The following is a 22172-nucleotide window of genomic DNA, read 5'->3' on the forward strand; positions in this document are numbered from 1 at the left end:
AATTTTTTGTGCATAACTTATAGTGATGATTCAAATATGAGACATAACTTCCATTAATATGCTGGCATAATGCGCGCTTTGATTATTTAAGTGTGACGGAAGTAACTTGGACATCTATGACGACCTAGAGCGTTTTAAGCAACAAATTCAGCAAAATACCCATTTTCAGCAGTTTGAATCGTCTCGTGGTCACGAGATGACTAAGGCTCATTACGCTATTTTTAATCAGTTAGACGAGCACTATTTTGCTCAAGCACAGGATTGTGCGCATCTGAATCATTTGAACAGTAATGATGCAGAACACTCAACTTCGTTTGATGCGAACTTTATTACCAATCGAGTGACTGAGAAAACGTCAGAAGCTTCGATTTTCGATTCAGTATCAAAAATTTCTTCTAAGCAGTCATTAGAACGTTTGTTGCATTCCGCAGGACTGTCTCAAGAGCGTGAAAGTACACTGGTCATGGCGGGGAACGAGTAATGCCTTTAATTGCTGTTTATTCTCCAAAAGGTGGCACAGGAAAAACAACATTGGCGGCAAACCTTTGTCATTCTTTGTCGACTATGGGGCTTAAAACTGTGGCAGTGGATTTTGATCCACAAAATGCTTTGCGCTTGCAGTTTGGTATTCCTCTTGCGGATACGTCCGGTTATGTTGCTTCCGCCAGTGAGTCTGCAATGTGGAGTAAGCATTTGCTTTCCACTCCGCATCATGTCTTTGTGCTGCCTTATGGCAAGACGACGATTCAACAACGTTCTGCGTTTGAGATGAGCTTAATTCGAGAGCCTTCTTTTGTTGCTCGTGGTTTGCAAGAGTTACTGGCTCAACCTGATCTTATTGTTGTCGCGGATTTACCTACGGCAAATATCTACGCTTTACAGTCATTGCTTCCAAAAGCGGATGTGGTTGTTACTCCGCTTCTGGCGGACACCGCCTCTTTGTCGTTGTTACCAGAAGTTGAAAATCTCTTTGCCGACATTGCAATGCAAGAAAATGCATCCGATACCTTTGTGGTTATCAATCAAGCCGATTATCGCCGTAAAGTCAGCAAAGACGTTGAAGGTTATATGGTTCAGCGATTAAACGACACGGTTATCGGTATTGTTCATCGCGATGAAAGTGTGGTTGAAGCAAATGCTGCGCAACAGTCGATTTCGTCAGTTAACCATGCTTCTGTAGCGGCTTTTGATATTGAAGTCATCAGTAAAAAACTGGCTGAAAAACTCGGATTGGTAACCAACGATGGTTCAATGTTCTCCGCTCCAGCCCCACATCACATTTAATTCTCGATCGGTAAACATTAAGAATGAATAAGCTAGCTTTATATTTGCTGATCATTGTCATGTCTCCATTGGCAGCAATGGTTGTTGTCACGCCAATGGACAGTGACAAGCAATTCGTGTTTGCGATTGTCAGCCTTGTAATACTGTATTTGCTGAATTTCAGTAAACGTCGTGATGTATCTGTGGTGATGGTGTTGTTTTCCATCTTAACCTCGACTCGTTACCTATATTTCCGCGCGGATCAGACGTTACATTTCAATTCGATGATTGAAGCGATTCTAGGAACTGGGCTGTTTATCGCTGAACTCTATTCTTGGGTAATGTTGCTGCTCGGCTACTTGCAAACGACGTTCCCTTTGAATCGTCAGATTGTTCCATTGCCAAAAGACAGCAGCAAATGGCCGACGGTGGACGTTTATATTCCTACTTATAACGAATCACTGGATGTTGTTCGCGATACGGTCTTGGCAGCGCAATGTCTTGAATACCCTAAAGATAAAATCAAGGTTTACATCCTTGATGACGGTAAGCGCAAAGAATTTGCAAGGTTTGCTCAGCAGGCAGGTGTTGGGTATATCACTCGCTCCGACAACTCGCACGCAAAGGCAGGTAACTTAAACAACGCATTGAAGCAAACTAACGGTGAGCTGATTTGTATTTTTGACTGTGACCACGTCGCTGTTCGGGTATTCTTGCAGGCAACGGTGGGTGCTTTCCTGAAAGATCCAAACTTAGCGTTAATGCAGACTCCGCACCACTTTTATTCTCCTGACCCTTTTGAGCGCAATCTGTACGGTAAACATGATATTCCTAACGAGGGCGAGCTTTTCTACGGTCCGATTCAGCAAGGAAATGACATGTGGAATGCAACTTTCTTCTGCGGTTCATGTGCTGTTTTACGCCGTACCGCATTAGAACAGATTGGTGGTGTTGCTGTTGAAACAGTAACGGAAGATGCACATACCGCACTTAAAATGCAGCGCTTAGGTTGGAATACCGCTTATCTGCCAATTCCGATGGCTGGTGGTTTAGCGACTGAGCGTCTTGGCTTGCATGTTATTCAGCGTAACCGTTGGGCGCGCGGTATGGTACAGATCTTCCGTGTTGACAACCCATTGTTAGGTCGTGGTCTGAAACTGCAACAACGTCTCTGCTATTTGAGTGCAATGTTGTACTTCTTATTCCCGCTGCCAAGAATTGTATTCTTGACGGCGCCGCTCGCGTTTTTGCTGTTCAACCTGAATATCATTCACTCGTCAGCAAGCCTGATTTTTTCTTACGCATTGCCGCATTTTATAATGTCGATGTTCGTCTCTTCCCGTTTGAATGGGCGTTCACGATACAGTTTCTGGGGTGATATTTACGATATGGCGTTGGCGTTCCACTTAGCGCTTCCAACCATTGTGACTATGATTTTCCCGAAGCGTGGCAAATTCAACGTAACCGACAAAGGCGCTTTGCTCGACAAAACCTATTTCGATGCTCACATTGTTAAGCCGCATATGATTACCGCCGCGATACTGGTTATTGGTATTGGTTGGGGCATCTATCGGGCTTTGGGTTATTCATTCTTTGTGGCTGATCCTATGGTTGTAGCACTCAATGTAGGATGGTCGGTTTATGGACTATTCTTCTTGCTCGCAGCCATTGCCGCAGGTCGTGAAACGAAACAGATTCGTGAAACCATCCGCTTAGATGTGAAAATTCCTGCTGTAATTCATTATGTTAGCGGTGTGCTCTCTCGCTCGCATACGGTGGACCTCTCTATGGGTGGCTGCTTGGTTGCATTACCTGCAGATCAACGAAGTGAAGCGGTTGAAGCGATTGAACTTCAACTTCGCTCAGGCAGTATCGCCATTCCTGTTGAGCAGATCGGTGTTAATGAGAAAGGCTATCGCTTGAAGTTCAGTGAAGTTTCTTTAAATCATCGTCGTGAACTCGTTCGTATTGTATTGGCTCGCTCTGATGCTTGGGTTCGTGCTCCACGCAAACAAGATAGACCGTTGCGCTCTCTAGTGACGATTGCTTCGTGTATTTGGGATGTAGCGTGCGATGCACTTACCACTTACCGAATGTCTCGAAAAAGAAATGCAGTCCCATCTAAACGCCTCAGTGGAGAGCAAGCGTAATGAAAAATATCTTGCTAACAATGCTGGTAGCTTGGTTCTCTTTACTGCTGCCAGTGAAAGCGTGGGCATCGGTAGAAGAAGATAGCAGCGTTCAGCAGTATCAAAACAAAATGACGTTAGCTGATATGGGCTACGTTAAGGGTATTGTGTTTCGCGGTGGTCAGAAAGACGCTGGTGTCATGTTCAGTTTGCCAATTGACCAACTGGTTAATCAGGCTCAAATGACATTAGACCTACGCTCGTCCACTTCATTGATGGATAGCGATGTCACCTTGCAGGTTCGTGTTAACGGCGAACCAGTTGGATCGATTCCACTCTCTTCAGTACAGCAGACGGCAAACAGTTATCAGTTAAATGTACCAGCACTGCTAGTCAGCTCTCGCAATACATTGAGCTTCAGTCTTATCAGTGAGCAGGATAACTTATGTGTTCAGAATGAGAATAATCGTGCCGAGCAGATTGAAATCCTACCGAGTTCAAAACTTGAGCTGAGTGCGCAGCAGCTAGGTATCGCTGCAGATTTAAACTTCTTCCCAAACCCATTTTGGGATGCTCAGGATATGTTGGATAGCTCAATTCAATTTGTCTTTCCTCAGTCATTGACCGCTGAACAAGTGAGCGCGGCAGCAGCTCTGTCATCATGGTTTGGCGTACAAGCCACTTACCGTGGTGTCTCATTTGAGGTTTCAAAAGGTCAATTACCTCTGAGTAATGCAATTGTATTTGGTGCGCCGGGTGACAAAATCGGTGATCTTACGTTGCCGAATGCAGAGCAACCTTTGTTGCAAGTTGTGGCAAACCCACGTAATTCGCTTTATAAGTTGCTGTTGGTTGTGGCGAAAGATCAGCATGGATTACGATCAGCAGTACATCGTTTAGCTCGCCTAGATTTTGAAAAACAAACCTCGCGATACGTGGTGGAATCTGAGGCGATTGCCAAAAGCAAACCTTACGATGCGCCGCGTTGGATTTCGACATCAGAACCTGTGCTACTGAGTGAGCTGAGTGCTCAAGGGCAAAACATGGTGGCGAAAGGTATCTGGCATAACTCGCTGGATTATTCATTCCGTGCAGCGCCCGATTTGTTCTTGTGGGACGGGGAAACCATTCCTCTGAACATTGATTACAGCTTCCCTCCCGACGCTTTGATTGATACTGAACACTCGTTTTTGAACGTGGTTTTCAACGGTAAGTTTTTAAATGATTTGCCAGTAAACCAACGCGGCATACTTGAGCAACTATGGCGTCGTTTGGGTGGTGATACTCGTCAGGAAACCGCGCTGTTACCGATTCAGCCATACATGATTTATGGCGATAACCAGTTATCGCTCTATTTTGATGTCAAACCACAAGCTGATTTACCTTGTGGTGCATCGATGGACAGCAATATTCAAAGCCGAATCAAAAACTCGTCGAGTATTGATTTGAGCCATACCCAGCATTTTTCGCTGTTACCTAACCTGTCATTTTTTGTTGGCGCGTCATTCCCGTTTTCACGCTTAGCGGATTATTCAGGAACCGTACTTTGGTTACCCGCCAATCCAAGCAACGAGCAATTAAAAACACTCTTTAGTTTGACGGCACGATCAGGTGCAGCAACAGGTACCGTGATTTTCCAAAACCACGTCATTCTTGGCTCACCTTCAAGCAGTTTGGAACTTGAGCACAAAGATATTCTGGCGGTGAGTTCGATGAAAGAAGCGCGCTTTAACCGAATGTTGTTAACCAACTCGCCTTTTGAAGAGCAGGACCACATGTTGCGTGTTAAGCCTCAATCGATGGGCGATAAGTTGATCAGTTGGTTACAAGGGAACTGGAATCTCACTGAGCAAGAAGCCGAAAGATACTTCTCGTCTAACGAATCATGGCGTGGCTTCATTAGTTTTGAGTCTCCTTGGAGCGAAAGCTACACAGTAGTTGTAGCCACCGCTTCATCAGATCAGCAACTGGTTAAGTTGGATAAAGACTTGAAGATCGCATCCATCAACGCGGCTATTCGCGGCGATGCCACAGTCATTACCGATGACAACGGAGCAACCAGTTTTCAGGTTGCACCTCAGTTTCCTTCTGGTCAGCTACCTTGGTACAAAATGGCCATCTGGTATGCCAACCAGCACAGCGCCATTTTCGCTTTGCTGACTCTGATTGTTTCGTCAATTTTGGGATTTGCTATTTATAGCCGCCTACAGCGCAAAGCCGAACTGCGCTTGAATGAAGAGTAGGGGCTCTGGATTCATCATTATGAAAAAGAATACGTTAAAACTTTTCTCCACATTATTTTTGGTTGAAGCGCTGCAAGTTGCGATGGTTACGCCTGCTTGGGCTAATGATCCAGCGCTAGCTTCCCTGCTTGATCAGGCTAAGTATTGGCACGAAAAATCCAATCCGACACTGGCACAAGAGTCGATACAGAAAGTTCTGATGGTTGACCCAAATCAGCCAGATGCTCTGTATCTGATGTCGCTTTGGGCGCAAGAGCGTGGTGATATTACTGAGAGTGCTCAGTGGAAAAGCCGACTAGAAAAAGCGCACCCAAATGCACCACAGCTTCAGCAGTTAACGCGTTCGCAAGCTCTAGGGCAATTACCACAAAGTGGAATTGAACAAGCGCGTCGTCAGGCTCAGTCTGGTGATATCAAAGGTTCGATTGCGACTTGGGATGAACTGTTTAAAGGCAGCGAGCCACCGATTGAACTGGCACCGGAATATTATCTGACCATGTCTGGCGATAAAGACCTGTACAACAAAGCGGTTTCTGAGCTGGGCAAACTCACTAAGCAGAACCCGAACAACAGTGCAGTGGGTATTGCTTATGGTCAGGTGTTAACTTATCGCAAACCAACTCGCCGTCAGGGACTTAAGCAGCTGGAACCTTATGCGCAGCAGAGTAAATCGGCATCTGACTCTTTACGTCAGGCACTATTGTGGTTAGAACCAAAAGAATCGGATGAGCGTTATTACCAACGTTGGGCGTTAGCACATCCACAGGATAAAGCGGTTTTAGATCATTACAAAGCGGCCATCGGTGGAGACATCAAACGCAGTGGTTACAACGAGCTGAATCAAGGCAATCTGGAGCAAGCGGAAGTTGAATTTCAACGTGCGTTGGCAAAATCGCCGAACGATGCAGACGCTTTGGCCGGCATCGGCTATGTGGCACTGAACAAAGGCGAGTACTCAAAAGCTGCAGATTACCTTAAACGTTCAGCTGCTCAGGGCGGAAATCAGGCAAGCAAGAGACGTGAACAAGCCGACGAAGCACAATTTCTTGCTCAGTTAGAACAGGCAAAATCTGCCTATCAAGCGGGCAACACTGCACAAGCGTTAGAATTAAGCGCACCGTTGGCCAAGCGCAAAGGTGAAGCAGGACGCGGAGCAAAACTGTTCCGAGCGGATGTGTTACGTCATAACGGCGACTACGCGCAAGCTGAAGCACTGCTGCTTAAGGTTTTGGATGAAGAACCGAACAATCAGGCTGCGAAAGAAGCTCTGTACTATGTTTATGCTGAGCAGAACCAGACTGATAAAGCGAAGAACTTGCTGAGTTCTCTCCCGCAGCAAGTCCAGAGCCGCATCCGCAAAGCAGACAGTTATAGCAATATTCGTGATCTGGCCAAAATGGCGGTGGATGCGGGCAACATCGAAACCGCGATTGTGATTTTGGATAACGGCCTTCAGCGTTTACCGAACAATCCTTGGCTTCGATTGGAGTTGGCTCGTCTTTATTTACAACAAGGTGATGCAGTTGCAGCACAAGGAGTTATTGCCTCGTTAGAAAGTGAGCAAGCGAGTGGCGAAGATTTGTATGTGGCAGGGCTTTATTATTCTGGTCAGGAAAAGTGGAAGCAGACCAATCTTTTGCTATCTCGTATTCCAGAATCCGAGCGTAACGCCCAAGCCAACGCTTTGTACAAAGAGTCAAAGTTCTATCTCGATTTGGAGTTGGCGAGCTCTCATATTGCCCACGGGCAAATTGCTCAAGCTCGACAATCGCTAAAAGCGATGCAGCCGCAAGCCATCGAAAAGCCTATTTGGGCTGGTAAACTTGCTCAACTACTGATGAAAACAAGAGATGTTGATCTTGCCATTGATGTGGTTGATGCGAGCCAAGCACGAGGTATTGAAGGTAACGCGGGCGACTATGCAGACCAAGTGTCTGTGCTATATCAAGCGGGGCTGAAACAGCAAGCACAAGATCTGCTGAATCATCCACAAATTATTGCCAACAGTACTCCGTTGCAACTTGCACGAGCTCGCAATGTGTATGTGATTAACCAAGCGGACACATTACGTGAGCAAGGCCAATATGCACCAGCTTATGACATGCTGACTGCCGCGCTGCAAACTGACCCAACAAGCAAGGATCTGATGTTAGCCATGGGACGTTTGTATCAAAGCGGTAAGCTGAATGATCAAGCAGAAGTGGTCTATCAATATTTGTTGGACAATCAGCAAGACACACCGGAACAAGATGCACTGGTTGGCGCAATTAATATCGCTTTGGTAAAAGGTGAAGCGAGCAAAGCGCGCGAATTGTCAGAACAGTTGCAGCAGGTGAAATCTCCATCGCGTCTGCTGTTAATTGCACGTATTGACGAAGCGCAAGGCAAGCACGCTCAGGCAATGGCTAATTTGCGTCAAGCTCGAGCACAGTTACTGGGTTTGCAGTCTACTCACGAGAGCACTTCGCCTATGGTTGGCGGGTTGGTGATGGCAGATAACCCATTTGCTACTTCACAAAGTGCTGCAAATTCTAATGTCGCTCCATCTGTATATGGTACGACTATGCCTTGGCAGGTGAGCGCGCAAACATCGGCTAACGGGGCGTATATTAATCAACGTGCGGATCTCCCTCAGCCAACTGCAGAGCAGCAGACTCTAGCGGATGTGAACCGTTTAATGATGCAAATATCTGATCGCACATCAAGCTGGGTTCAAGGTGGCATTGAAATTCGCGGACGTGACGGAGAAAACGGTCTGAGTCGACTGACTGAAGCTCGCGCTCCTATGGAATGGTCGACAGTACCTTTTGGTGATGCTCGATTTGCGATAAACGTTGCGCCGGTAACTCTGGATGCAGGTACCTCTTCTGGTGATGCAAACCGTCGCTTTGGTACAGGGGCATTAATTCAGGGGCAGGTAGCTGAAACAGAAGGTGTTTCTTCGTTAAATGGAGACACATTGCCTGATGTTGATTCTCAAGGTGGACAACGTCAAAGTGGCGTTGAACTGGCGATGTCATTGCGAGATCAGTATTACCAGTTAGATATCGGCACCACACCGCTTGGGACAGAGTTGAGCACATTAGTCGGCGGTGCAAAAGCGATTGCCCCGTTAGGTGATTACACTAAACTGTCCTTCTCTCTAGAACGCAGAGCAGTAAAAGACAGCATGCTTTCGTATGTAGGCATGAAAGACAGTTTCTCAGGTCAATACTGGGGGCAAGTGACGCAAAACGGCATCAATATTCAATTGAATTACGATGATGGTGATGTAGGTTACTATGCTGGCGGTGGCGTGTGGCGCTATGCTGGTCGCAATGTCGAAGATAACGATGCAGTAAAAGTAGAAGCAGGCATGTACTTGCGTCCTCTTAAAGCGGATGACAGAGAGCTGCAGATCGGCTCACACATCAGTTATCAGAATTTCGAAGAAAACCTCAGCTACTACAGTTTTGGGCATGGTGGTTACTTTAGCCCGCAGAACTATGTCAGCGTCTCTTTCCCTGTGGAATATACGCAGGAGTTTTCGAAGGTGAGTTTGGGTATTGGCGGCGCATTGGGTTACCAGTCTTATAGTCAGGATGAGGCCAACTACTTCCCCGGACAATCTGCGATGCAATCAACTCTGGAGTCCTACGTTCGTTCAGGTTGGGTAAAAGAGGCGCGATACAGCGGCGAAAGTACTGATGGTATTGGGTACAGTTTCCAAGCGAGACTGGGCTACAAAATTAAGCGTGATTTAACGCTAGAAGCTAAAGTCGCTTATGACACATTCGGTGATTACAACGAGTCAAAAGCGCAGCTCTCATTACGTCAGTCTTTCCAAGACTATTAATCTAGCATGATGATAAGCAGAGTATCTTCCACAGTGCTCTGCTTATTTTGTATCAAAGGGATGAATGAATTGATGTTCAAGCTCTACAAACAGATGCTCAAAGTTTGGCTGTTGATACTTTGTGGTATTAGCTCTGCCAGTGCATCTTCACTTGACTGGACCACGTTTAAACAACGCTTTATGGCGCCTGACGGCCGAATTTTGGACAGTGGTAATCGCAATATCAGTCATACCGAAGGTCAGGGCTTTTCTATGTTGTTTGCCGTTGGAGCGAATGACAAAACATCGTTTGACAAGATTTGGAGATGGACTCATTCCCATCTTAAAGATCAAAAATCCGGCCTGTTTTACTGGCGTTATAACCCAGTGATTGCTGACCCTATCGAAGATAAAAACAACGCCTCCGATGGCGATGTGTTGATCGCATGGGCGCTACTAAAAGCTGGACAACGCTGGAACCATAAACCTTATTTAACTGAGTCGGATCGCATTGTTCGCGCGGTGCTCAATCATACAGTTATAGACTTTGCAGGTCGTAAAGTTATGCTTCCTGGGCGCAGCGGTTTTACCGCGCAAGACTCGATAACTTTAAACCCTTCCTATTTCATCTTCCCCGCTTGGCGCGACTTCGCCGAACGTAGCTATCTAGCTAACTTGTGGACCTTGATTGAAGATTCTAAGCAGTTGATGACCGACATTGATTGGGGACAACACCGCATACCGACAGACTGGATAACGCTTTATGTGGACGGAAAGACAGCTCCAGCGACAAAATGGCCAGCGCGAGTCAGCTATGATGCGATTCGCGTTCCTCTTTATATGAAGTGGGATCGTGCGGATAACCCACTGTTAGGCCGTTGGCAATCTTGGTTTTCTGGTTACTCACGTTTGAAAACGCCAGCATGGGAAAATATGGCCAACCATGAAGTAGCAAATTATCCAATGCGAGGCGGACTGTTGGCGGTGCGAGATTACACTATGAATCAACTCAGCAGCGACGCAACCAAGGTACGAGCGAGTGATGACTACTATTCAGCGAGCTTGAAATTGCTGGCGGCACTAGCCAACGACGGTTTTTGAGTTTGGATTAATGTCTCTACACCCAAAACTGGTTTCGAGCTCTATGTTTAAGAACTCGTAAACTAGAATCAAACGATTGTTAGTGGCAGTGATTGCTAATGTTAGCTGGTATCGCTGTCATTTGGGGCATCAGACCGAGACGAGTGATGTAGTCGAGATATGTTTGTGGGTCTTCAACAATTCTGCAGGTTTAAGTCGTTGCTTCTTTTCTGAGATATGTGATACGCCGACGCCAAAAGTATAAAACTTGAACAAAGTTACTATTGTTTTGTTTTACATTTCACTAATCTAAGTAGCCTATAGTGAATCCGGCCATCTAAAAATTTACGGTGTAAATCTCTGCTATGAAAAAGCCAACAGCAACCGATGTCGCGAAACTTGCTAACGTCTCAGTAAGTACAGTGTCGAGATATTTCAACAGAAGTGCTTATCTTGCTGAAGATAAAATTATTGCTATTGAAGAAGCCATTGAGAGTTTAGGCTTTGTCTCAAAAGCTTCTAAGAACGTTCAAAAGCATAAAGAAAAATTGATTGGATTAGTGATTCCCACTTTCGATAGTTCTTTCATCAGTATGGTTCTAGCGGGTATGGATTCAGCAATACAGAACAGCGCATATCGGCTTTTGATAGAGACGACTCATTGGCAAAAGGAACAGGAAAAGCGAGTCATCCAAAAAGTACTTAGCCAAGGTGTAGATGGCCTTATCATGATGGTGAGCAGCTTAATGGAAGAAGAGGTTCGTAGCTTAGTCGGCGATCTACCTGTTTTGATTTTAGCTGGTGCAGAGGATAGCAGTTATCCTTGTCTGAAGGTGGATAACGTCTCGGGCGGAAAAATGGCGACTGATTACCTTATTCATCTTGGACATCAAAAAATAGTACACCTTTATAGCAACGAGATTGGTAACAGAGACTCGCTAGGACGGATGGAAGGTTATAAAGCGAGTTTGAAGTCAGCGGATATCGATGTTGATGACAATCTGATTTTGAATGGAGGGTATAGAGCGTCTCTCTCTTCTCAAGCCATACAAAGCTTAATTAATCGAAAAGTGCCATTTACGGCAGTATTTGCTGCTAATGACCTTAGTGCTTTAGGTGCAATTCAAACACTGCTCAGAAACGGGATTAAAGTTCCGGAACAAGTATCAGTAATAGGGTTTGATGATTGTCCAATCTCCTCAACATTCTATCCCAAGCTCACAACGGTAAGTCAGCCTTTACACGATATGGGAAAATCGGCCATTACATCGATGTTAGACCTGATTGCTGGTCGTTATATTGATTTTGGGCCGTTGGAATTAAAACTCGTCACCAGAGACAGCACATCTAAAGCTCCGCCTCACCCTTGGGTGTGAAGTTTGTTGTTAACTCACGGGTAAGTGAGGTCTTACTTTTGATGGTGCCGTTATTTCGCATCACTCGATGGAAGACATGTGGGATTGTTGTGGTGAATCTTAGCTCTTAACTGGTCCTGTACTCTCCCTTTTTATGAGTTCAACAGGAGGAACGTGAGGAGTAGAAGCATTCATACTGGTCAAATCAACAATATATTGCATCGCTAGTTCTCCCATCTCATATAAAGGCTGTTTAATGGTTGTAAGTGATGGAATAGATATCGCGGAGGTATATAAGTCATCGAACCCAATCACAGACACATCGTTTGGTACATCCAATTTATGTTCTTTCAAAGCCTGAATAACACCATATGCACTTAGGTCATTTGCAGCAAAAACCGCAGTGAACTCGATCCCTTTATCTATCAGATCATTTATCGCTTTATAGGAGTATTCGAAGTAATAACCACCGTTAATGATGAGATTCTCGTCTATGTTTAATCCTGCCTCAAGTAAGCTTTTCTTGTAACCTTTTAAGCGGTCACCAGCATCAGGCCCCTCATCCAAACGACCATGAGCATGAACAATTTTTGTATGCCCGAGTTGAATCAAATGGTTGGTGGCAATGCTACCCGCAATAATATTGTCGAATTTTAAACTTGGGAGAGAACCTAAATTATTACCAGCAACAACGAGGACTGGTACATCTCCAACCTGCTGTTTGATCTCCTGTTCTGAAGATAAGTTGACGATGAGAACCAAAGCGTCAACGCCGATGTCCATCATCTGTTTAATTATTTTTTGCTCGCGGACTTTAGAAAAGTTGGAGCTTTCAACTCTCAAACTATAAGCGCTATTTTGTGCCCAGTGATTCATGCCGTTTAAGATGCACGAAAAATACGAGTTATCGAATGTTGGGATAACGACGCCTATTTTCATACTCCTAATTTTTTCAGTGCTTAATTTTGTGTTTTTAGGTTTAAAGTTGAGCTCGAACATAGCTTGTTCGATGGCTCGTACCTTGTCTTTACAAATATATTTTTTGCGATTGCTATAGCGAGAAACTGTACTCACTGAAACTCCTGCTAGTTGAGCAATGTCATATATTGTTGGTTTCTTCATTAATGTTCACTTAGTCAAAATAGCCATGATGAGTATGTCGTTTTTTGTTTTCCCTAAATAAGGAAGGGTAATTATGATTTCAAAAAAATAAAAACTCAAATTTAACGAATTGCATAGTTCACTTACGCCAGAGAAAATTTAAATATTGGATGGTTTTAAAACTGATATTTACAAAAAGCATCAGTTTTAAAATAGAGCTTGATCACTAATTCGATGTTTAATACTGAAGTTCTCTTACGTTCAAGACGAGGTTTTTCTTGAGTAAGAAGATTTAATGTATTTTTATAACAATGACTTATTGGTTTAATTCTGCTTAAGATTCAGATTTGTTGCACGTGTTAGATGGCCTGTGTGAGTTTTGTCTCTATCAACAAATCAGCCAAAGATCAAGAATAGAGACAACGAGATTTCTATCGGGCAGGGAGTATTAAACCCACTTCTGTATTTTCATTTTATATGAAAGATTAATGGGTTAAATATTCGAAGTAATGTCGATACTTTGATATTTGGATTTATTGGTTAGGCATGGATTGGCTAGTTTAAGTAATTGCATTTCTAGCTTTTATTAGTAATGCAAGTATATCTCTATGAGTTTTCACAAAAGGAAGTTCTTTTACCTATTCGTGGTTAAGAGTTTTTATTGTGGAAGTGTTTTTTATTAATCCATAAATAGTCATCGACCGTATTTTTAATTAATAAATTTTATAAATAAAAATTAACGAGTAATTACAATGCTTATCAAAAGTATTGATTACTCATTGTTTCATTTGATAACAATATGAGCGTGAAGATGAGTAACCTAAATAAAAAACTGATTGCTATAGCAATACTTCCATTTTTACTCGCTGGGTGTGGTGAAGAACAGAACACGTCCTCAGGTACTAGTTCGTCAGATTCGACCGGAAAAGTGTTTAACTTATTTGGCGTTAAGGCTGTGGATAGTGCCTATAAGGCATTGATTTTATCTGCAACTGACGGTTATGCCAGCACGGTTGTTACCGATGCATACGTAAGTTCATCGGATATCAATGCAGGTCTGATTAATAATAATGGCACTAACGATACGATAGATGTTGAGATTAAAGGCGTTGCATCGGGTTCGCTGATGTTGCAGGCAGGAGAGCAAAAAGAAGACTTTTCTAGTTTTGAGTCTGGTTACTTGGAATTTAACATTCGTTCTAAAAGTGCCGTTCCTGATGATCTAACCGTTGCTATTGATAATGGTTGGCCTAATCGTAAGGTGTTCTCACTGAATGGGTATGTCAACTTTACTAATGATTGGGAAGGTATCTCGATACCTATCAAATGTATGAAGCCTGGCTCCGGTATGAGTGACTTTTCATTAGATAGTGTTGCGACACCGTTCTTTATGGAATCAAGCAAAGCTTACAGCTATGAAATTACCGATATTGCTTACAAAGAAAAATCAGAATTCACTCCAGTTGTTGATGCAACTTCGTGCAAAAAAAGTGTCAACGACCCAGCGCCACTAGTCGCTGGTGACCTTAGTATCTACTACACAGGTGATGATTCTTTAGCGACGGATATCAGCAGTAAATATCCTCTCGCAGATTTTGGGGGAACTCGAACAGAAAGTGGAGGAGTCGTGCATTTTTCGTTGCCGGCTAATGGGGGTGTATTTTTCCAAGCGGCCAGTGGAGATGAACTGAATCTTTCGAGTTTCTATGCGGCTGGTTTTTTAACTATTGATATTAAAATTGATAACTATGGTACTTCACCTAATCTAGAAATAAAGCTAGAAGATGTCGACCCAGGCACTAGCAATGACACAAAGTATTTAATAAATAACGGTCTTATACCTGCAAACAGTAGTTGGTATCGCTGTAATCTGCCTGTAAGTAGCCTAGCATTAGATGGCAGTTATTTAAGTTCTACTTCAAAAGCGGCCTATTTATCTGGTGAGTGGGACAAAATGGTAGGACTAGACTTTTCATTTACTAACGTAGCATTAATAAACTCAAGGAATATATCAGGCGCATCTGACTGTGTTCAGTTGTAATCTAAGAGGGAGCCAATATTTAATTGGCTCCTATTATTCAGTATTTATTTGTTCAAATTTAAATCGTTATCTTTCTATTCTTATTTCGGAATATCTATGAATGTTTTATTGAAGTTCCTCGTGGCTGCCTGTATATCTTTTATTGTCACTGCATGTAATAGTGGCGATGGTGGAAACTTTGCTACTGATGCTAAAACCTCAGTAAATACACCCGCGCGCTCTGTATTCGGTGCTGAGGTCTATGGGTTCGACAGTGATAAAGTACTATACGGAAAGTTTATTATTCGGATGAAAATGGTCTCGAAACCTGGGGTGATTTCTTCTTTTTTCTATACGATAATGATTCTTGGGCTGGTGGTATACCTTGGCGCGAAATCGATATTGAATCTATCGGAAAGTCGAAAGACTTTTTACAAACCAACATTATTACAGGTACTTCTGATTCGCAAATTCAATCTGAAAATACCTTTAAAATTAATGATATAGAAAGCTTTCATGAGTACACCTTAATTTGGACGCCAAATGAGGTGACCTGGCTAGTGGATGGCGTTCAAATTCATCAGGAACTCGCCGCTAATTCTCAGCAAGTTAGGGACCTCATCAATACCCCTCAGACTTATAGAATGAATATTTGGGTTTCTAAGTCGGTCGCTTGGGCTGGAGAATTTAACTTAAACAGCCTACCACTACAGCAAGAGGTCGACTGGATTGAATATCATCAATATGACCAATCGACTCAGAACTTCGCGTTGTCGTGGCGTGATGATTTTGATAGTAATTTTCTAGATACAAACCGCTGGGGAACGGCGAACTGGACTTTTGAACAAAATGCTTCGACTTTTAGGTCATCTAACGTTTCTGTTGAAGACGGTAAATTGATATTACGTTTGACTGAGTGAAATCCCTTTTCTGATGAGCAAAGGGAGCTCTCAAATTTATTCACTGTTGGAACGATTCTAGTCATGAATAAAGCGCACAAAAGAAACCAATATCCTATTGTGCGCTTTGGCTTTCGGGGTTAGATCTTAAAGCGTCCTATTTGTTTTTCTAGCTGAACAACCAAGTCACGAAGCGTATGGGCTTCGTTTTCACCTTCTGCTGCGTCTTGTGCTAGTCCGTTACTGAGCTCACGAACAGACTCTGTGTTTGTGTTGATTTCAGAGGTAACGAGCGATTGCTCTTCTGCGGCAGAAGCGATTTGTGTCGCCATATCGCTGATTATGCTTATTGCTTGGCTAATTTGTTGGAGCTGATCACCCATATGCTGAACATCATCAACGCTGGTTGTCACTAACGAGTGGCTATGAGTCATTGCGGATACCGCTTCGCCTGTCACTTTCTGTAATCCTTCAATTTTTGATTGGATTTCTTCTGTTGACTGATGCGTTCTTTGCGACAAGACGCGTACTTCATCAGCAACCACAGCAAAGCCTCGTCCATGTTCTCCAGCTCGTGCAGCTTCTATCGCCGCATTAAGAGCAAGCAGGTTAGTTTGTTCTGCGATGGAGCGGATGGTGGAGAGAATCGTTGAGATTTCTTGAGTGTGATTTTCTAGTTCACCAATGATTTTGGTGGAACTGTTGAGCTCTGACGCCAACTGGTTAATTGAATCAATGCTTTTTTGCATTTGCTCATAACCCGCTTGTCCAAGTGTTACCGACTCATTGGCGCTTTTCGCGGTATTCTCTGCGTTATTGGCAATTTCAGCGGTTGCCGCAGCCATCTCTGTTACTGCCGTTGCAACCATAGTGATTTCGTCTTGCTGCATACTGACTCGTGAACTACGAGTTGATGCAGATTTTGCAGATAGATCAGCATTTTGGTTGATGGATAAGGTGATATCGCGAACATTCAGCATGATGGTATGCAAGCTACCGACAAACTGGTTAAATTTCTCTGCTAAGGTTCCGACTTCATCATTGCTCTTCACTTCAAGTCTTTGAGTGAGGTCGCCGTTACCTTCTGCGATGTCAGTTAGCGCTAAAGTGATATGAGAGAGTCCTTGAAGCTGTTTGGACACAACCGTAGAAGCCACTATACCTAGAACAATAAGAATACCTGCGGCAATCATTAGCTGATTGAGCAAGGTAGCAAGAATGGGTTCTTCTAGGGTTTTCTTGTCTAAAACCATAACCAACATCCAATCGGTATTCTCTATTGCCTTGCTGGCAATGACTTTTGCGCGGTCGTCTAATTGAATTTCGAATTGCGAGCGGTTATCTGAAGAGCTCTTTAGTTGTTGCCATGTCAGTTCAGGGTGAATATCTGCAATCGGTTTTAAAACCAGATCAGCGTTGTTGTGTGCAACAATGTTTCCTTTCGAGTTCACTAAGAAAGCATAGCCATTTCCTGGAACCGAAATAGATAAAACATCCTCCGCTAGCTTGTCTAGTGCTAAGTTAGAACCCACTACACCAATAATTTTGCCATTCACAGTAACAGGGGAGGCGAGTGTTACCACTAAAGCTTTCATTGTGACGCTGACGTATGGGTCTGTGGTAACAGGTTTTTTCTCCTGCATGGCCAATTTGTACCAACCTCTAACTCGAGGATCGTAACCCGCTTTATTGAGCGAAGGATCTTGCCTGAACATTTCGCCTTGCTCGTTGCCGTAATAGCTGAGGCCAAATCCACCGGAAGTCATCAATTGTCGCAGATGAGGAACCAAATCTACGTCTGGGTTAGCTTCAATTTCTTTTTTCATTCCTTCAACAGCGAGTTGTTTGTCATGAAACCAAACACCAATGCCACTGCTGTATGCCTTTAGTGTGTTGTGACTTTCACTGTAAATGTTTTTCCAACTTTCTTCTTTGCTGGATTGATAACTCACGATAACCAAAGCGATAGCAGTAATGGCTATAGCAATCAGTGTTGATACCAAAACCTTTGTTTTTAACGTCAGACTCATAGGTTTCATCCCTTCCAATGCTTTGTCTAATAATCATTTGTTCTAATGATTGTTTACACTATAACAACTGCGTGAAAGATATATGTTGAGTGTGTCTAAATATTAGTTGTTCTTGTTGTGGTTTTTATGCGTTTTTGTGCGCCCTGACTCGGTACCGTTCGACTAACAATGTGACGAATAGCATATGATTTTATGGTTCCTCGAAAGGGTTTGAACATAGAGAGATGGCAAGCTAATCGTTCATATGACGAATGATACTGTTAGATAACGTTGTCAATGCCTCTGCTCTTTGCTGGTCAAGTTCAAACGATGCATTTAGTCGAATACAATGATTGTACTGCTCTGTTACATCAAACATTTTACCAGGAGCTATGCTGACATTTGCTTTTAACATGTCTTGATATATCTCCATGGCATCAATATTTTTAGGCAGTTCTAACCAGAGAAAATATCCGCCTTTTTGGTTTAATACTGTCACACTCTTAGGTAGTAGTGTGCTAAGAAAATCCGCCATTTTGCTTTTACGTTCATAGAGTTTTTTACGTAGTTGCTTGAGATGCGATTCATAATTACGACTGGTTAAATAGTGAACCAGAGCCATTTGTATTGGGGCACTGGTTGCTAAGGTACTCATGAGTTGTAATTTCTGAATGTCGAAAGATCTTTTTCCTGCAACAACCCAGCCAATACGCAGACCAGCTACCAGAGATTTTGAAAACGAAGAACACAACATAATGTTTCCAGATTGGTCATACATTTTCATTGAGCTAACAGGCTCATTTCCTTCATATAATTCGCTGTACACATCATCTTCAATTAACGCGACGTTGTAGCGTTGCAACAGCTCTACAATTTGCTTTTTCTTTGCATCTGACAATGTAAAACCGAGCGGATTCTGATGATTGGACATCAGCCAGCACGCTTTAACATCATGAGTTTGTAAGGCTCGTTCCAACGAATCGATATCAATACCAGTTGTGGGGTCTGTGCGCACGGAAAGTGCTTTTAGGCCAAGACGTTGTAATGATTGTAAGGCGCCATAAAATGTCGGCGACTCTACCACTACGCAATCGCCCGGTTTGGTACAGGCCTGTAAACTCAAGTTTAAGGCTTCCAATGCACCAGCCGTAATGACGATTTCATCCGGTGATATTTCAATTCCCCTCGTGGTGTAGCGCTTGGCAATGATTGAGCGCAATTGCTCATTACCGGGTGGGAGGTTGTTGAATGCACTCGAAATAGGCATGTTGCGAGCCGCCGCCGCTAGCGCCCGATTGATGTGATAGCGTGGATATAAATCTGGACTAGGGTAAGCAAAACCGAAATTAACCATCAATGGGTTTTTTCCGGCCTGAAGAATCTCGAATATAAACTCGTTCACATCGACATTCTCAGTTCTGGAGACTGCCACCTGAACCTGTTGTTGCTTTTTAAAACGAGGCGCGACTTTATACCCAGAGCGAGCTTGAGACGTAATCCAGCCTTGTGACTCCAACAGTTGGTATGCGTGTAAAACGGTCATTAAACTCATTCCTGAGTGCTCAGACTGTTTTCTTAGTGAAGGCAGTTTATCGCCGGGGTTCCAGATCCCAGACTGAATCTGTCGTTTGAGTTGAACTACTAAATTCTGATACTTAGCCAAATTAGCCCCCGATTGAACGATTAACAACGGCTAAACAATAACACTTATTAAATAAATCTGTTATACAATAGTCGTTGTTTTTTGTATCTACTGCCTCTTGGCTTGAGCCTTTATTATCACTTCCATAAATACTTATTAAGCTCAAAGGAAGTTTATGTTTGGTCTCGACGCCTTTATGCTGGCAAGGATACAGTTTGCCTTTACTGTATCCTTCCACATTATTTTCCCCGCCATCACTATAGGTTTAGCCACCTATCTGGCTGTGCTTGAAGGATTATGGCTCAAAACTCGCAATCCTGATTACAAAACGCTTTACCATTTTTGGTCCAAAATTTTTGCAGTCAACTTTGGTATGGGTGTTGTGTCTGGCTTGGTAATGGCATACCAGTTTGGGACTAACTGGAGTGGCTTCTCTGACTTCGCTGGAAGCATCACTGGGCCGTTGTTGACTTATGAAGTTTTAACCGCTTTCTTCCTTGAAGCAGGCTTTCTTGGCGTGATGCTTTTTGGTTGGAATCGTGTTGGAGAAAAACTGCACTTCTTTGCAACATCCATGGTGGCGTTGGGGACAATCATATCTACGTTCTGGATCCTTGCTTCAAATAGTTGGATGCAAACACCTCAAGGCTATGAAATCGTGGACGGACGCATTGTCCCTGTCGATTGGTTTGCGGTCATATTCAACCCTTCATTCCCTTACCGACTTGTGCATATGGGAATCGCGGCATTTCTGAGCACGGCTTTGTTCGTTGGTTCATCAGCAGCTTGGCACTTACTGAAAGGTAATCGCAGTTCTGCAGTGAAAAAAATGTTCTCCATGGCGCTGTGGATGCTGTTGATTGTTGCTCCTATTCAAGCGGTTGTCGGCGATGCGCACGGTTTAAATACCTTAGAGTATCAACCCGCTAAAATCGCAGCGATTGAAGGGCATTGGTCAAACGAAGATGGTGAACCGACACCATTAATTCTGTTTGGCTTGCCAAATATGGAAGAAGAGAGAACAGATTACGCATTAGAGATCCCAGTCTTGGGCAGCTTGATTCTTCGCCATAGTCTGACAGAGCCGATTCCTGCACTGAAAGATTTCCCCAAAGATGAACGCCCCAATTCTCTGGTGGTTTTCTGGTCGTTCAGAATTATGGTAGCCCTTGGCATGCTTATGATTCTTCAGGGTTTCTATGGTCTATGGCTACGTCGTAAAAATTCACTGTATACCCAAAGTTGGTACCTTAAATTTTCAATATTAATGGGACCTACCGGACTTATTGCCATTCTTGCCGGATGGTTCACCACAGAAGTGGGACGTCAGCCTTGGGTGGTATACGGATTACAGCGAACTCGTGATGCCGTCTCTGCACATGGAGATCTGCAAATGAGCATCAGCTTAATTTGTTTCTTTGTGGTTTACAGCTCGGTGTTTGGTTTCGGTTACTACTACATGATCAGACAAATCAAGCAAGGCCCTGATGCCGTCGGTCATGAAGCGCACGAAATGAACACTATTTCTGGCCGTATTTAACGTCACAAGATTACAATGAAGGTAATAGATATGCATTTTGACTTATCCGTGATTTGGTTTGCGATCATCGTGTTTGCTACGCTGATGTACATTGTGATGGATGGCTTTGATTTAGGCATTGGTATCCTGATGCCGTTCATCAAAAATGAAAAACATAAAGATGTAATGGTCAATACCGTTGCGCCAGTGTGGGATGGTAACGAAACGTGGATTGTTCTTGGTGGCGCTGCGCTTTTTGGCGCATTCCCACTGGCTTACTCGGTGATCATCGAAGCGTTAACCGTTCCACTGACACTCATGCTCGTTGCTTTGATCTTCCGTGGCGTTGCATTTGAGTTTCGTTTTAAAGCTTTGGAGAACCATCTTAAGTTTTGGGACCGTTCATTTATGCTCGGCTCTATCTTTACAACGTTTTTCCAAGGGATTGTTGTGGGAGCTGTCATTCAAGGTTTTAACGTCGAAAACCGAACGTTTGTTGGCGGGCAATTAGATTGGATAGCACCGTTCCCACTGTTTTGTGGCTTCGCACTCATCGCGACATACGCCTTGTTGGGTAGCACTTGGTTGATTATGAAAACCGAGGGTGAGCTGCAACAAAGCATGTTTCGCTTTGCCAATAAGACACTGCTTATCATGGTCGCTGCACTGATCATTATTAGCGCATGGACGCCACTTGCATTCCCATTTGTAGCTGAACGTTGGTTTTCGATTCCTAACTTGTACTACTTACTTCCTGTACCTGTGATTACCGCTCTGGCATGTTTGAAAATTACTAATTCGTTGAAAAAACGCAGAGAGCGCAGCCCGTTTATTATGGCGTTAATCATCGTGATTCTTGGGTTTGCAGGGCTTGGGATCAGTATCTGGCCAAATATTGTTCCTCCTAGCATTTCTATTTGGGATGCGGCATCTCCTGAAATCAGCCAGAGCTTTATGTTGTTTGGTGCCGTGCTGATTTTGCCTGTGATTCTTGCCTACACATTCTGGAGCTACTACGTATTTTCTGGAAAGGTAAAAGAAGGTGAATCCTACCACTAAGTGAATATTTGAGGGCAACTTATGAATATTAAACGAGGA

General features: G+C 43.6%; 15 protein-coding genes. 12 read left to right on the plus strand and 3 right to left on the minus strand.

What is annotated here, in order from left to right; all coding sequences use genetic code 11:
- Positions 1-106 precede the first annotated feature (106 nt).
- From P4S58_RS21675 to P4S58_RS21705, 7 genes are all read left to right on the plus strand, one after another.
- Positions 107-481, plus strand: coding sequence for a hypothetical protein (locus tag P4S58_RS21675; protein ID WP_337165698.1), 375 nt, complete (start codon positions 107-109; stop codon positions 479-481).
- Complete coding sequence (gene bcsQ / locus P4S58_RS21680; RefSeq protein ID WP_337165700.1) at positions 481-1284, plus strand: cellulose biosynthesis protein BcsQ; 804 nt, start codon at positions 481-483, stop codon at positions 1282-1284. The genes P4S58_RS21675 and bcsQ overlap by 1 nt, the downstream gene beginning before the upstream one ends.
- A 23-nt stretch (positions 1285-1307) precedes the next feature.
- Positions 1308-3413 (plus strand): UDP-forming cellulose synthase catalytic subunit, encoded by a 2106-nt coding sequence (gene bcsA, locus P4S58_RS21685; protein ID WP_337165702.1) that lies wholly within the window; start codon positions 1308-1310, stop codon positions 3411-3413.
- Complete coding sequence (bcsB, locus tag P4S58_RS21690; RefSeq protein ID WP_337165703.1) at positions 3413-5635, plus strand: cellulose biosynthesis cyclic di-GMP-binding regulatory protein BcsB; 2223 nt, start codon at positions 3413-3415, stop codon at positions 5633-5635. Before bcsA ends, bcsB begins: the two co-directional genes overlap by 1 nt.
- Before the next feature lie 19 nt (positions 5636-5654).
- Positions 5655-9470 (plus strand): cellulose biosynthesis protein BcsC, encoded by a 3816-nt coding sequence (locus P4S58_RS21695; RefSeq protein ID WP_337165705.1) that lies wholly within the window; start codon positions 5655-5657, stop codon positions 9468-9470.
- A gap of 72 nt (positions 9471-9542) precedes the next feature.
- Positions 9543-10550, plus strand: coding sequence for a glycosyl hydrolase family 8 (locus tag P4S58_RS21700; RefSeq protein WP_337165706.1), 1008 nt, complete (start codon positions 9543-9545; stop codon positions 10548-10550).
- 344 nt (positions 10551-10894) lie between these two features.
- Positions 10895-11905 (plus strand): LacI family DNA-binding transcriptional regulator, encoded by a 1011-nt coding sequence (locus P4S58_RS21705; protein ID WP_337165708.1) that lies wholly within the window; start codon positions 10895-10897, stop codon positions 11903-11905.
- A gap of 99 nt (positions 11906-12004) precedes the next feature.
- On the opposite strand, the gene P4S58_RS21710 is transcribed toward P4S58_RS21705, so the two are convergent.
- Positions 12005-13006, minus strand: coding sequence for a substrate-binding domain-containing protein (locus P4S58_RS21710; protein ID WP_337165709.1), 1002 nt, complete (start codon positions 13004-13006; stop codon positions 12005-12007).
- 790 nt (positions 13007-13796) lie between these two features.
- Here P4S58_RS21710 and P4S58_RS21715 point away from each other — a divergent pair.
- From P4S58_RS21715 to P4S58_RS21725, 3 genes are all read left to right on the plus strand, one after another.
- A complete protein-coding gene (locus P4S58_RS21715) occupies positions 13797-15026 on the plus strand; it encodes a putative glycoside hydrolase (RefSeq protein ID WP_337165710.1) in 1230 nt (409 codons plus the stop codon).
- A 96-nt stretch (positions 15027-15122) separates the two neighbouring features.
- Positions 15123-15512 carry a hypothetical protein gene (locus P4S58_RS21720; protein ID WP_337165712.1) on the plus strand — a complete coding sequence of 130 codons (390 nt, stop codon included), beginning with the start codon at positions 15123-15125 and terminating at the stop codon, positions 15510-15512.
- Positions 15416-15925 carry a family 16 glycosylhydrolase gene (locus tag P4S58_RS21725; protein WP_443089033.1) on the plus strand — a complete coding sequence of 170 codons (510 nt, stop codon included), beginning with the start codon at positions 15416-15418 and terminating at the stop codon, positions 15923-15925. The genes P4S58_RS21720 and P4S58_RS21725 overlap by 97 nt, the downstream gene beginning before the upstream one ends.
- Before the next feature lie 119 nt (positions 15926-16044).
- Here the strand turns inward: P4S58_RS21725 and P4S58_RS21730 are convergent, their stop codons facing one another.
- Positions 16045-17934, minus strand: a complete 1890-nt coding sequence (locus P4S58_RS21730; protein ID WP_337165713.1) for a methyl-accepting chemotaxis protein — start codon at positions 17932-17934, stop codon at positions 16045-16047.
- Positions 17935-18166: 232 nt separating this feature from the next.
- Positions 18167-19576 carry an aminotransferase-like domain-containing protein gene (locus P4S58_RS21735; protein ID WP_337165714.1) on the minus strand — a complete coding sequence of 470 codons (1410 nt, stop codon included), beginning with the start codon at positions 19574-19576 and terminating at the stop codon, positions 18167-18169.
- 154 nt (positions 19577-19730) lie between these two features.
- On the opposite strand from P4S58_RS21735, the gene P4S58_RS21740 reads away from it, so the two are divergent.
- Both P4S58_RS21740 and cydB read left to right on the plus strand, forming a co-directional pair.
- On the plus strand, positions 19731-21095 hold the full coding sequence (locus P4S58_RS21740) for a cytochrome ubiquinol oxidase subunit I (protein ID WP_337165715.1): 1365 nt from the start codon (positions 19731-19733) through the stop codon (positions 21093-21095).
- Between the two features lie 30 nt (positions 21096-21125).
- The gene (cydB, locus tag P4S58_RS21745) at positions 21126-22133 is read left to right on the plus strand and encodes a cytochrome d ubiquinol oxidase subunit II (RefSeq protein ID WP_102953445.1); all 1008 of its coding nucleotides are present in this window, start codon (positions 21126-21128) and stop codon (positions 22131-22133) included.
- Positions 22134-22172 lie beyond the last annotated feature (39 nt).

This window comes from Vibrio sp. Hal054 (assembly GCF_037162405.1).
GTDB classification, from domain to species: domain Bacteria; phylum Pseudomonadota; class Gammaproteobacteria; order Enterobacterales; family Vibrionaceae; genus Vibrio; species Vibrio diazotrophicus.